Genomic DNA, 12,291 nt, shown 5'->3' on the forward strand with positions numbered 1-12,291 from the left:
GTGATGGCTTAAAAATATAAATTAAATTTTGTTGTGACATAGCGTTACCAAACTTTATACTTATACTGTGTTGCAAGTTCCCTCGGATTCAGTCATTTATATTTAAAAATCTTAATAGAGATCATAATTTACTTTTTTTGAACACTTTACTGCTCAAAAAATAAACTAAATAAATGGCGTTATTACAGCGCTTGGGCTAAAATATGGTTTTTGGCCGGAGCATTGATGATGCCTATTACACATCTTTTGTTGGCTCTTTTAGTTGTTGTGATTTGGGGGGTAAATTTTCTTTTTGTTTCCTTCGGACTGGAAGAAATTTCACCTTTATTACTCTGTGCCTTACGTTTTTTATTGGCAAGTATTCCAGCCATTTTTTTTATTAAAATTCCTCAATCTTCATTCAAAGCGATTGTTCTCTATGGTTTTGTAATGTTTGCATTACAATTTGCTTTTCTTTTTATTGGCATGAGTGTTGGTATGCCTGCTGGAATGGCATCGTTGCTGATGCAAACACAAGTATTTTTCAGCATGTTTTTTGCAGTGATTTTCTTGGGTGAGCAGCCTAATATGGGACAAATTCTTGGAGCGCTTGTTGCTTTTGCTGGCATTGGTTTAGTTGCTATGCATTTTGATAGCGATATCTCTTTGATTGGCTTTATCTTTATTCTTGCTGCTGCAGCGACTTGGGGACTGGGGAATTTAATCACCAAGAGAATTAAAGGAAGTAATACCAACATGATGGCAATTATTGCATGGGGAAGTTTTGTTGCATGCATCCCCATGTTTCTTTTTTCTTTGATGTTTGAAGGACCTTCGAGTTTTGTTTATACCTATGAGCATATAAGTTGGCGTGGGACCTTATCGTTGTTTTATATTGTTTTTGCTTCAACTTGGATAGGTTATGGCGTTTGGAACTGGCTTATTGCTCGATATCCAGTAGGAGTGGTCGCTCCATTTACTTTATTGGTCCCTATTGTTGCTATTCTGAGTTCTGTTTTAGTCCTGGGTGAGCCTTTTCAATTATGGAAGCTTGCTGCCGGATTATTAGTGATTGGTGGTCTGTGCATCAATGTATTGGGTGCACGTTTCTTTGCAGTGAAAGTGCAATCAGAAACTGCCTAAGATAAATTGATAAACCCAATAGTGTAGCCTGGGTGCAGCGCAGCGAAACCCGGGTTCCGCTGCGCTGCACCCAGGCTACATTTTTATTGCAAAAATGAGATACTATATGTCTTCTGTTATAAGTATTGGCCTTCAATTGTGATTAATTCTTCGAAAACCATCATATTGTGCGCAGATGATTTTGGTTTGGAACCCGGAGTTTCGGAAGGGATTTTAAAATTAGCACGCAAGGGGCGTTTGTCCGCTGTGAGCTGTATGGTAAATATGCCTGGTTTTATTCCTTATGCCAAAGAACTACGCAACTTAAAAAAAAGTAAACCAATCAAAGTGGGTTTACATTTTAATCTAACGGAAGGTTATTTAGCATCTATTCCAGAAAAATCGTGTTTTTCTTTACATGAATTGCTGATTAAAACGCATATGCGCTCGATAAAATTATCCCTCATTGCAAAAGAATTTTTGGCGCAACTGGACCAATTTACAGAAGCCATGCAACAACTTCCTGATTTTATTGATGGCCACCAGCATGTCCATCAATTTCCTGTAATACGGAATGTTATTTTGGATCTCTATGCACAAAGATTGAAAGGTCATGGCACTTCCATTCGTTCTACGTGGCCTTCCATTGATTTGCCTCAATCTTGGTTTAAAGCAAAAATATTGAGTCTTACAGGAGGTAAGGCCTTACTGAAGCAACTCATCGAATTGGGCATCCCCCACAATCGTTACTTCTCAGGTATTTATGATTTTGCCCCGGCAACAAACTATAGAGAATTATTCAGGAGATGGATGAGTTTAACCAGGGAAAATACTCTAATTATGTGCCATCCGGGGGAAAGCTCCAATAGTACAGATCCTATCGCACATGCGCGTCTTAAAGAGTTTAATTATTTTTTAAGTGACGAGTTTTTAAAGGATTGTGATGAATTTCATGTTCACTTAGAGCAGCATGAGAATTTATTATAAGACAATTTCTGCTTAAATTTACGTACTTAATTTTTTTATGTATTATCTTCTAGGAGCTGTAGGCAAATTCTACCATTTTGTCTCAATCTGGTGAATTGTCACTAGATCCTGAACATATAATCTGTTTGAATAAAAAGGAAGTAAAACCTTGATGGACTTTTTTTGGATCTCTTTGGGTGCGATCATTGGCGCAAATTTGCGTTATCTTGTGAGCCGTTTTTCCGCTAAGTATTTATCGGCAGATATTCCTTTTGGAACGTTCATTGTTAATCTTACTGGAAGCTTTATTCTGGGTTTTTTTCTTGCCTTGACTTTAGATCGAGTGGAGGTTGATCCGCGATGGCGCTTGTTTGTTGCCGTTGGATTTTGTGGGGCTTACACCACGTTTTCAACTTACAGTTACGAAACCTATATGCTTCTCGAGCAAAGTGATTATGGACTTGCTGCACTAAATTTTATTTGTAATAATCTTTTTTCACTATTAGCAGTTATTGCGGGCATAGTCCTCGCTCGGGCAATTTGATATGAATCATGTTAAAGTTTCTATCTACATTAATGAATCGGATAAATGGCAGCATCGTCCCTTGCACATCGAGCTATTAGGAATGCTCGATAAAAATGAAATTGCGGGGGGGACCGTTTTGCGCGCAGTTGCCGGATTTACATTTAAAAGTCCTGTTGTCTCTGCCTCATTAGTAGATATAGGAAGTAAGCTTCCTTTAGTTGTGCAATTCATTGATACAGTAGAAAAGATAGATTCTATATTACCTAAAGTGCAGGAAATGGTTGGGAAGCGTCTCATTATTCGCGAGCCTGTAGAAGTAGTTAGCGGGATTTATCCCGACTCCTATTAACATCGATGTTCTAGCATGACTGAACATAGACGTGTCAAATTTTAACGTTCTCTTTTCCAGATTGACTTAATTTTATGCCATAATTTGTTGTAAAAATCTATTTATATACTATAATAATCTATAAATAGAGGGTTTTATCATGAATCATGTGCATTTGGCATCTTTAACAGCTCAAGATTTAAGTGAGGACGTTCTAAAACGTAATACCCAGAATGCGATTGCACTTTTTAAACATTGGCAATTAAAAAATGAAGAGGAGTGTGAACTCTTAGGCGGGATAAGTCCTGCACAACTTGCCAAATTTAAAAAAGGAACAGCACACATATCTGGCAGAGACACAATCGAACGGGTAGGTAATCTTTTAGGGATTCATAAAAATCTGCGAATTCTCTATCCATACAATCGAGAAATAGTCTATCAATGGATAAAAGGGAGAAATCAAAAACTCCATAATCTTCGTCCATTGGATGTTATGTTGGAGCAAGGTTATATTGGAATTGCTCAAATAAGACGACTCACTGATTTTATGCGAGGTCAGTAAACGTGTCATTATTTGATGCTGTCAGAGAATATTCACAAGATATTTTTAGAAATATAAGAGGCATAAAGGTATCCCAGGATTTATTCGATGATCTCAGTGATGATCCAGCAAATTGGGAAGCGGCCAATACCATAGAAAGTCATACTCATCCTGTGTTAACCAATCAATCGTTAATTCAACGGGCATTTGATTACAGCAAAAATGATTTTATTGATTATCCATTTGAAAAGATAACCAGTTCACGTTACAGCGATGGGGCAATTGCTTGCTGGTATGGATCAGAAACGCTGAAAACAACAATTTATGAAACAAGATATCATTTTATGCAGGAAATCAAAGATTCCTGGGAGATTTTTCAAACCCAAGATACAGTCATTATCGATAGACGGGTTGCGAAAATTTATTGTCAGGGATTAGGTCTTGATTTGACAGGGAAAAAAGAAGAGTTCCCCTGGCTCATTGATCCGAATAATTATACGCAATGCCAAGAAACAGGTCGAAGAGTGGCTCATGAAGGACATCCATTATTGATTGTTCCGTCTGCTCGGGATCCAGAAGGAATTAATCTCGTAGTTTTTAATCCCGCGTTACTTTCCAACCCCAGGGAGTATTGCAGGTTAAAGTATATCTTTGATACAAAAAAGAAGAAAATTCAATGTCTTAGAGGGGAAGAGGAAATCATATTGGAACAAAGTAGCATGAATATTTAAAAATCGTATACATTGTTTGGATGCATTGTAGCCTGGGTGCAGCACAGCGAAACCCGGGTTCCGCTGCGCTGCACCCCATAGCCGTCAGGCTAAGAAGTAATTTTATCCCCTCTCCACCGCGCGCAGCGTGGGGGAGAGGGTAGGGTGAGGGGTTAAAAAATTTATCACGTTAGTGATTCCATTTTGTTGTTACAATAAAACCATAGCCCGCAGAAAAATGATTAACGAATCGCTACGCGACCTTATTTATAGCCCCCTCACCCTAACCCTCTCCCCCGCGCTGCGCGCGGTGGAGAGGGGATCAGATATTCTTAGCCTGACGGCTATGCGCTGCACCCAGTCTACACCATATGGAGCATAATCGCTCACTCTAACGGCACGCCCAAAATCTTGATATGACGAAGCTATAAACCGAAACAAATCCCAAAACAAGAAATAAAGCAAATAAGTAATTAAGGGTGGTATAGCGTAAAAGCAAAAAATAAAGCATTTCATTCATGATTCCTGCAGAGGCGGCTACCAGAAAAAAATGCGGTAGGCTCAAATTTTTTTCATCACGCAGTTGAGAAAAGGTTAAATATTTGTGTCCTAAAAAGCTGACATTAAAGGCGATCAAAAAGGCAAGAACATTCGCTACGAGCGCCTGGATATGTATAAATTTCACTAAATTGAAGACAGTAAAAAGATGAACGAATGCGGCAGCGCCACCAATGCCCACAAAATAAATCAGTCTATGCCTTAATTTAAGTTGTGCTGTCATCAAAGCTGGCTTCCTCATCAATAACATAATGAGGCCTGTGTTTCACCTCATCAAAGACCCGGCCTATATATTCACCGACTACTCCCAAGGCAAAGAGTTGCAAACCGCCAAAAAAGGTAATCGTGGTGACTATGGTTGCCCAGCCGGGTGTTTCTATACCGAAAATCAAGGTGCTTATTATAATCCAAATGCCATAAAGAATCGCCAGGGTTGCAACACCAATTCCACCAATAGCAATCATACGTAATGGAAATGCAGTAAATGAGGTAATCCCAGTGATTGCCAAATCCAAAAGTGAGTAAAAATTCCATTGTGAAGTACCTGTTTTGCGAGGTTGGACTTCAAAAGGAACAGCAATTTGTTTAAACCCAACCCAGCTGTATAAACCCTTCATGAAACGATTCCTTTCAGGTAATTTTTGCAGTGCTTTTACAATCTTGCGATCTAAAAGTCTAAAATCGCCAGCATTTGCAGGAATATTAATGCGATTTATCCGTGAAGTAAGTTGATAAAATGCTTTGGCACATGCTCTTTTTAACCAGGATTCATCCGAACGGTTTTGTCGCACTGCATAGACCATATCATATCCTTCTTCCCATTTGGCAATAAACTGGTTCAAGAGTTCTAGAGGATGTTGAAAGTCGGCATCCAGCAGAATCACTGCATCACCCCGGGCATGGTCAAGCCCGGCACTTATGGCATTTTCCTTGCCAAAATTTCGGCTAAAACGAATGCAGCGAAGGGCAAATTGAGTTCTTAATTGCTGAATAATTACCGGCGTATTATCCTGGCTGCCATCATCTACAATAAGTATTTCATATGCATAGCCAAGTTTTTCTAGTGTATCAATCAATGCGGCAATAAATTCGGCAACTCCTGCTTCTTCATTGTAAACTGGAACAATGCAGGAAACACGTTTTGAATGACTTACTGGTTTGGACATATCTGGGTTTAATAGGTTATTGCTACGGTAAATAAATGCCTATATATTAACTCGAATCGAGATTTCTCGTAAGTAGATTTAATTTTTTTCTTTTTAGGAATTATTAAGAGGATACTTTGTATCTTATTTTTGCTTCCAGCTCTATTGGATTAAAGCATGAAGTATATTGATTTTGAAGTATTGTGGAGAAATCAGAAGGGACCGATTTTCCTGGATGAAAAAATTGCTAAATTTTTATTTAAACAAAAAGAGGGGGTGAATTTCTTATCCCCATTGTCTGGCAGCTTGGCTTCAGGGAAATCATCCAAATCAAGTATCTTTAACCGTTCTCCCCAATTTACCTTTAGTCATCAATTAGTCCTATCCGGTAAAAATCAGTGGCATATTATTGATAATGCGCACAAAGGTAAGGGTGGTTTTGGTTCCGTTAACGAATCAAAATATAAAATTGTCGTGACGCGTGATGCAAAAAATAATCGTTATCAAGCGCGACTAATCCCTGTGAATGATGTAGTCAAAATTCAAAAGCCTTCTGAGAACATACCCTATTCTGAATTATTGAAGCGAACGGCAAAAGAAGCGTTACGACAAAAAAAACATGGAGTCAATGTTGTTGGTGTAGTTGGCACAGGAGATATGGTGATTACCATTCTAGAGGATTGTGGTACCAGCCTTGATAAGTTATTACCTTTTACACCCAGCTACAACCATTCGTTTCAGTTCCGCTTGGAAGTCGCAGCGCGTATAGCCAGCGAGATGCTTTTGTTACAACAAAAGGAAGTGGTACATCGTGACCTTAAGCCTGCAAATATTTGTTATAAAAAACTGAGCAATGGACAATTTCTTATAATTTTTATTGATTTTGGTTTGGCCGAAGATGTTGATTCAAAAGATAATCTAAAAACCTCAGGAACACTGGCTTATATGGCTCCAGAAGTAATTTTGGGGAGAGGCAGTACGTATCAATCGGATATGTATGCATTGGCAGCAATATTGGGTGAGATCTTTGGTGCACGGCATATTCTAAAATATAAAGAATTAGCATCAAACCTAGGAGATTTGGCTCGGGCTTCCTATTGTTTTTATGGTTTATTTGCCGGTTATGATGTATCTGAGGTAGATCATTATCTTTTAGAAGATATAAAGACATTGCTCCATTGTTTACAAAGTTGGAATCCTGAAAAACGTCCAACGATCGATCAAGTCAATAAATTTCTTATTACTTTGCCCTCCAGGATGGATGCATATAAAAATTTTAATAATCAATGGGCTGTTATGGCCAAGAAGTTTGCAGAATTTGAAGCGTATCATCAACAAATGAATTTATTAAAGTCGAAACATGATTTACTTCCATTTCGAAACAAACTATTGCATGTTCCTAATCCAGTAAGCCATGTATTTAATGGAAGGATGCTCCACAAAAGAGAGGAAATTTATAAAGAAATTTCAACGTTTGCGTTACCTTTATCTCATTACGAATTATCAAAACGCTTGATTCAAGAAAATCGTAGGGCTGATTTTGAAAATGAAGATAACCCTTATCCTGATTTGGAAAAAGTAATACACATGTTAGAGCAGGAAAATTTAAATTTTAAAAACGCACTATGCAGTTTTAATGAATGTGTCAATGTGATTTTAGATGGCAACCAGTTAACAAGAAAATTTATTACAACGAACAGCACCGGGATGAGAAAAATTGCCGGCATTTTAAGTTCCAGATTATCTCCTTTGGAGCAGTTAGAAAAACTACAGCAAATTGGTCAAGCAAAAACAACTGCAGGATTTTTTTACTTTTTCAGTCATTCTAAGTTACTTGGTAAAGGTCGACATGAGAATATGGAGAAACTTTATCAGAAACTTGCTCGGATTGATCCTCAAAAAGAGCAAACAGAATATTTGGCAAAAACTCAATTGGACGAGATCACCCAATTTATTCAGAACACAAGGACGTTTACACATTAGTAGCCAGAATATTTTCCTAAAGTTGACGCCATTGCCTTAACGACTACTTTTCGTAGCCTAGGTATAGCGTGTGATCGCGCAAATCGCTTTTTTGATGGAGCTCTGTTCAGAAGCGAGAGATAATCATCATGATCCAAACTACAAGAGCGTTAATAATCGTAATAAAAACCGCAGCTGAACCGAGATCTTTTGCTTTTTTGGTTAGAGGATTCCATTCGCGACTCATTCGATTCAAAGTTGTTTCAATCGCTGAATTCAATAATTCGGCAATTAAGACTATAAATAATGTGCTAATTAATAACGCTCGCTCAACGTAAGTTGTTCCTATAAAAAAAGCAAGAGGCAAAGCAATGATGCCAGCTAATAATTCAAGGCGAAAGGCGAATTCGTCTTGAAAAGCAGCCTTTAATCCATAAAAAGAATAACGAGTGGCTTCTTTTAATTTCAGAATTGCTTTAACTATGAGTTTGGGCATTCGAGTAGTCCTACAACGTGTTTTAAATTTCCTTAAAAGGCCTGTTTCCATTTCTAATGTCTTGGTCAGTACATTTTGGCTCAAGCAAGCGGAATGTAAAATAGATCCTAGTTTGTCTGAGATTGCTGTACTTTTCAAATAGATATTCCATAATAAATCGAACAAGAAAGTACTGATGTCAGTTCTCTATGAGATTCAGTGTCATTATCTTAGATTTAGGGGTGTGGTATGAAGGAATGTTTTTACACAAGTTTGGTCGACTTACTGGAAAAAAAAGCAGAGAAAAATCCGGATTTCCCACTCTATACGTTCATAAACAAAAAAATGCAGGAAAGTAAGAGTCTGACTTATCGTGAGTTGGCAGACCAAGCAAAGAAAATAGCAAGTGTTCTCTGCGAAGTAACATACCCGGGTGATCGGGTATTAATTATTTATCCTCCCAGCCTTGATTTTATTGCGGCCTTTTTTGGTTGTTTGTATGCAGGGGTTATTGCTGTACCTTCATATTCTCCTACTACTGCAGATTGGGCGAAAAAATTCCAACATATTATTAAGAATTCAGATGCACGTGTCGTTCTGACCACAAAAGAGCTTGAGCAACAAATCAAAAAATATAAAGATTATGAACAGTTAAAATGTGTCATCACGGAAGATTGGGCCAATGCAATTGAGACATGGAGCCGTCCTTCTCTTAAGGAAGATCATATCGCTTTTTTACAATACACTTCCGGTTCTACTGGAAAACCCAAAGGAGTGATGATCAGTCATGGTAATTTGCTGCATAATTTATTTGTAATAGGAAAAGCAAACAGCCTTACTGAAGAAGACATTAGTGTTTCTTGGTTGCCTCATTATCATGATATGGGACTTATTGGGGGAATATTACAACCAGTTTTCAGTACGATTTCTGTAAAACTGATGTCGCCATTGACTTTTTTGCAGCGTCCAGCAATTTGGTTGGAAACGATGTCACATTATCGAGCAACGGCAACGGTTGCTCCTAATTTTGCTTATGATTTATGTACAAGCAGAGTCACTGAGGAAGAAAAAAGCCGATTGGATTTAAGCAGCTTGCAATGTGTCATGAGTGGGTCAGAACCTATTCGCAAGTCGACCATCGAGCGTTTTCTTCAACGTTTTGCCCCCTGCGGCTTTTCGCCCGAGGCTTTTTATCCTTGTTACGGACTTGCTGAATCAACTTTGATGGTTACAGGGGGGCGTCGCAAACAAGGAATAAACAGCCAATGGGTAGATAAGAAAACACTAAATCAGAATAAAGTGCTTTATTGTGATGAAACGCATCCTGATGCCCGCAGTTTGATTAATTGCGGACAACCTGGTGATGGTTGTTATCTTGCCATCGTGAATCCTGAAACTTTGCAGGAGTGTCCAGAACGAGGGATTGGTGAAATATGGGTAGCAGGTAAAAGTGTTGCCCAGGGGTATTGGCAATCGCCTAAGGACACAAAACATTATTTCAATGCACGTATCGCCAATAAAGAATATTCTTTTTTACGCACAGGGGATATGGGGTATCTGGATCAAGGAGCACTTTATGTAACGGGGCGTCTCAAAGATCTGATTATTATTCGCGGATGTAATTATTACCCACACGATTTGGAAGATACTATCCATCATACATGCCATCCTTATCTGCGTGAGCATGGTTGCGCCATCTTTTCAGTAGAAGAAAATGATTCGGAATTATTAGTTATTGTTCAAGAAATTAAAAAGAAAGTTCAGGTACTGAACTTAGAAGAAATCATCAGAACCATACGGAGTAATCTGCTGCAAATGCATGGGATTGATGCAGATGTTGTGGTTCTTGTTGATCCTAAATCAATCCCCAAAACAAGCAGCGGAAAAACGCAGCGTTTATTCTGTAAGAAAAAATATCTGGAAGGTGGTTTAGATATTATCTATATCGATAAGCTTGCAAAGAATGAAGCAGAGAAACCTATAAAGACAATAGACCTCTTTCCAAACTCTACTGAGGAGGTGAATTGCTTCGTCGATGCGGTGCTCGAATCCTCATGTACTGGCGTGTACACTCCGGCTCTGTGCTCCGCATCTCCTCGCACTTCACTCCCCTCAGCGAGTTTGGAAAGAGGTCTAATGAATTCCGAACCTTCAGACATTGCTCAGATGCTCAAACCAATTTTTAATGAAGAGATTACGGTTTTAGATCAAGAAAAAAGACTTAGCGAATTGGGGTTAAATTCAGTGCAACTGGGGGAGTTACACTATGTGCTTTCAACATATGCTCAAGACATCTCCATTGAATTCCTGCTCAGGAATCCAAGCTTAGGCGAAATTATGGGTTTATTCACAGGAAAAACAGCGCAACAAAAACCCTGTGATCATATCCCAATTGATCTGATTGCTGAGTTTAATCAATATAAAAACATGACACCTCATATTACCTCTTTGCCCAAGGCGATGCCACAACATGTATTATTGACTGGGGCTACAGGTTTTTTAGGAGCTTATGTGCTGCGCGAGCTTTTATCCAATACGAGCTGGAATATTACGTGTCTTGTTCAGGCCAGTTCACCCGCGGCAGGAAGAAGCCGAGTGATTAAAAATATGGAACACTATGGTGTGTGGGATCCGGTTTATCATGATCGAATTAAAATTGTTTTAGGCAATTTGGAAAAAAACAACTTGGGCCTTGCGAAGCAAGATTGGTATTATTTGGCAGATACGGTTGATCTTATTGTTCATGGAGCCGCAGTTCTTAATTTTATTTATCCTTATCAAAAACTGGCAGCAAGCAATGTGTTTGGTACAAAACAACTCATCGAGTTCGCAGGGTACAGACGGCTGAAAGCGCTGCATTATATTTCAACGGTAGGCTATTTTATGTCTGCTGATTTGGAAGATGATGTGGTTATCAACGAACAAACTGAGCTTGCACCTGAAGATGGAATTTATGGTGGCTATAATCAAACAAAGTGGTTGGCTGAACGATTGGTAGTTCATGCGCGTAACTACAATATTCCAACAGTGATCTACAGACCGAGTTTGATTACCGGGGAAAGTCAAACAGGATACTGGAACCAGGAAGACGTAGTATGTCGTATCCTTAAAGGATGTGTTGAATTGGGCGCTCGACCTTTATTGGATGCGGGGTTTAATTTTGTTCCAGTGGATTACGTTGCAAAGGCAATTGCTCGATTTGCTTTGGAAAGGCCTTATCAGTCGGATACTTATCATTTAATAAATCCGCAGGAAGTCGATGTTGATCAATTATTTGGATATGTTAAAGCCAAAGGTTTTAAGATAGAAGATGTCGCCTATCCTGATTGGGAAAAAATGATTAAGGAGAAAAGTCAATTTGATCTGAATCACCCATTTTCTCCATTACGCCCTTTCTTTACGGAAAAAGTAGTACATAAAGACAGTTCGTTATTTGATTTATATCTTCACAACAATAAGGCGAAAATTGATTGTACCTATACAAAAACTCAGTTAGGCAAGCATGAAATTTATTGTGAAAAAATTGATGAAACCATATTCAATAAATACCTTAATTATTTGATTCAGTGTGGTTATTTAACCTGATACATCACTTACTTACTACGTCCCGCGGACAAGCCCTGAGAGTTCCTCACAAAATTTAACCAGGCAACCTATTCTATAGTTTACGGTGATGTTTAAAAGGCTGTCATCCCTGCCTACGCACCCTACTGTCCGGTAAAAGGAAAAAGAATAGTTGTATGTCCTTGATAAAACACCAAGAATGGCATCCTAAATCCCTATTTAGATCAAAGATGTACTGTGAAAGATAGCGTTTTTCAAGAATCATTATAATCTAATTTTTTTGTAGACTCCTCAGCATTCATCTAGGCACATCACTTAATCTTGCTTCGCCCTGCTCCCTCTCCCGCGCAAGGAATTTGAATAGTAAGATACTGTTCTTCGCGGGAAGAGGGTTGGGGAGAGGGAGTTGGACAAA

At 38.6% G+C, this 12,291-nt stretch carries 11 protein-coding genes; 8 read left to right on the forward strand and 3 right to left on the reverse strand.

The features are described from left to right. Positions 1 to 228 precede the first annotated feature (228 nt). From Lani_RS03715 to Lani_RS03740, 6 genes are all read left to right on the forward strand, one after another. A complete protein-coding gene (locus Lani_RS03715; RefSeq protein ID WP_040523005.1) occupies positions 229 to 1,122 on the forward strand; it encodes an EamA family transporter in 894 nt (297 codons plus the stop codon). 141 nt (positions 1,123 to 1,263) lie between these two features. Next, positions 1,264 to 2,088: a ChbG/HpnK family deacetylase gene (locus Lani_RS03720; protein ID WP_040523003.1), complete on the forward strand. Its 825-nt coding sequence runs from the start codon at positions 1,264 to 1,266 to the stop codon at positions 2,086 to 2,088. Between the two features lie 151 nt (positions 2,089 to 2,239). Continuing rightward, positions 2,240 to 2,611: a fluoride efflux transporter CrcB gene (gene crcB / locus Lani_RS03725; RefSeq protein ID WP_019234493.1), complete on the forward strand. Its 372-nt coding sequence runs from the start codon at positions 2,240 to 2,242 to the stop codon at positions 2,609 to 2,611. 1 nt (position 2,612) lies between these two features. Beyond that, positions 2,613 to 2,942, forward strand: a complete 330-nt coding sequence (locus tag Lani_RS03730) for a DUF190 domain-containing protein (protein WP_019234492.1) — start codon at positions 2,613 to 2,615, stop codon at positions 2,940 to 2,942. Positions 2,943 to 3,081: 139 nt separating this feature from the next. Continuing rightward, positions 3,082 to 3,483 carry a hypothetical protein gene (locus Lani_RS03735; protein ID WP_019234491.1) on the forward strand — a complete coding sequence of 134 codons (402 nt, stop codon included), beginning with the start codon at positions 3,082 to 3,084 and terminating at the stop codon, positions 3,481 to 3,483. A gap of 2 nt (positions 3,484 to 3,485) precedes the next feature. Then, positions 3,486 to 4,193 carry an RES family NAD+ phosphorylase gene (locus Lani_RS03740; protein WP_019234490.1) on the forward strand — a complete coding sequence of 236 codons (708 nt, stop codon included), beginning with the start codon at positions 3,486 to 3,488 and terminating at the stop codon, positions 4,191 to 4,193. Positions 4,194 to 4,563: 370 nt separating this feature from the next. Here the strand turns inward: Lani_RS03740 and Lani_RS03745 are convergent, their stop codons facing one another. Further along, positions 4,564 to 4,953 carry a GtrA family protein gene (locus Lani_RS03745; RefSeq protein ID WP_019234489.1) on the reverse strand — a complete coding sequence of 130 codons (390 nt, stop codon included), beginning with the start codon at positions 4,951 to 4,953 and terminating at the stop codon, positions 4,564 to 4,566. After that, positions 4,937 to 5,896, reverse strand: a complete 960-nt coding sequence (locus Lani_RS03750; RefSeq protein ID WP_019234488.1) for a glycosyltransferase family 2 protein — start codon at positions 5,894 to 5,896, stop codon at positions 4,937 to 4,939. Before Lani_RS03750 ends, Lani_RS03745 begins: the two co-directional genes overlap by 17 nt. 156 nt (positions 5,897 to 6,052) lie before the next feature. Here Lani_RS03750 and Lani_RS03755 point away from each other — a divergent pair, with 156 nt between their 5' ends. Continuing rightward, positions 6,053 to 7,858 carry a protein kinase domain-containing protein gene (locus Lani_RS03755; RefSeq protein WP_019234487.1) on the forward strand — a complete coding sequence of 602 codons (1,806 nt, stop codon included), beginning with the start codon at positions 6,053 to 6,055 and terminating at the stop codon, positions 7,856 to 7,858. Between the two features lie 106 nt (positions 7,859 to 7,964). Here the strand turns inward: Lani_RS03755 and Lani_RS03760 are convergent, their stop codons facing one another. Further along, a complete protein-coding gene (locus Lani_RS03760) occupies positions 7,965 to 8,333 on the reverse strand; it encodes a diacylglycerol kinase (RefSeq protein ID WP_040522973.1) in 369 nt (122 codons plus the stop codon). A 228-nt stretch (positions 8,334 to 8,561) separates the two neighbouring features. Between Lani_RS03760 and Lani_RS20720 the strand changes: the two genes are divergently transcribed. Further along, positions 8,562 to 11,897: a thioester reductase domain-containing protein gene (locus Lani_RS20720; RefSeq protein WP_019234485.1), complete on the forward strand. Its 3,336-nt coding sequence runs from the start codon at positions 8,562 to 8,564 to the stop codon at positions 11,895 to 11,897. The last annotated feature ends 394 nt before the right edge of the window (positions 11,898 to 12,291 follow it).

Source organism: Legionella anisa, from assembly GCF_001467525.1.
Classification (GTDB): Bacteria; Pseudomonadota; Gammaproteobacteria; order Legionellales; family Legionellaceae; genus Legionella; species Legionella anisa.

What these genes read in the sequence shown, in the direction of transcription:
- Lani_RS03745 (WP_019234489.1), bottom strand. Translation starts at nt 4,953, where the DNA reads ATGACAGCACAACTTAAATTAAGGCATAGACTGATTTATTTTGTGGGC.
- crcB (WP_019234493.1), top strand. Translation starts at nt 2,240, where the DNA reads ATGGACTTTTTTTGGATCTCTTTGGGTGCGATCATTGGCGCAAATTTG.
- Lani_RS03715 (WP_040523005.1), top strand. Translation starts at nt 229, where the DNA reads ATGCCTATTACACATCTTTTGTTGGCTCTTTTAGTTGTTGTGATTTGG.
- Lani_RS20720 (WP_019234485.1), top strand. Translation starts at nt 8,562, where the DNA reads ATGAAGGAATGTTTTTACACAAGTTTGGTCGACTTACTGGAAAAAAAA.
- Lani_RS03755 (WP_019234487.1), top strand. Translation starts at nt 6,053, where the DNA reads ATGAAGTATATTGATTTTGAAGTATTGTGGAGAAATCAGAAGGGACCG.
- Lani_RS03750 (WP_019234488.1), bottom strand. Translation starts at nt 5,896, where the DNA reads ATGTCCAAACCAGTAAGTCATTCAAAACGTGTTTCCTGCATTGTTCCA.
- Lani_RS03735 (WP_019234491.1), top strand. Translation starts at nt 3,082, where the DNA reads ATGAATCATGTGCATTTGGCATCTTTAACAGCTCAAGATTTAAGTGAG.
- Lani_RS03760 (WP_040522973.1), bottom strand. Translation starts at nt 8,333, where the DNA reads ATGCCCAAACTCATAGTTAAAGCAATTCTGAAATTAAAAGAAGCCACT.
- Lani_RS03730 (WP_019234492.1), top strand. Translation starts at nt 2,613, where the DNA reads ATGAATCATGTTAAAGTTTCTATCTACATTAATGAATCGGATAAATGG.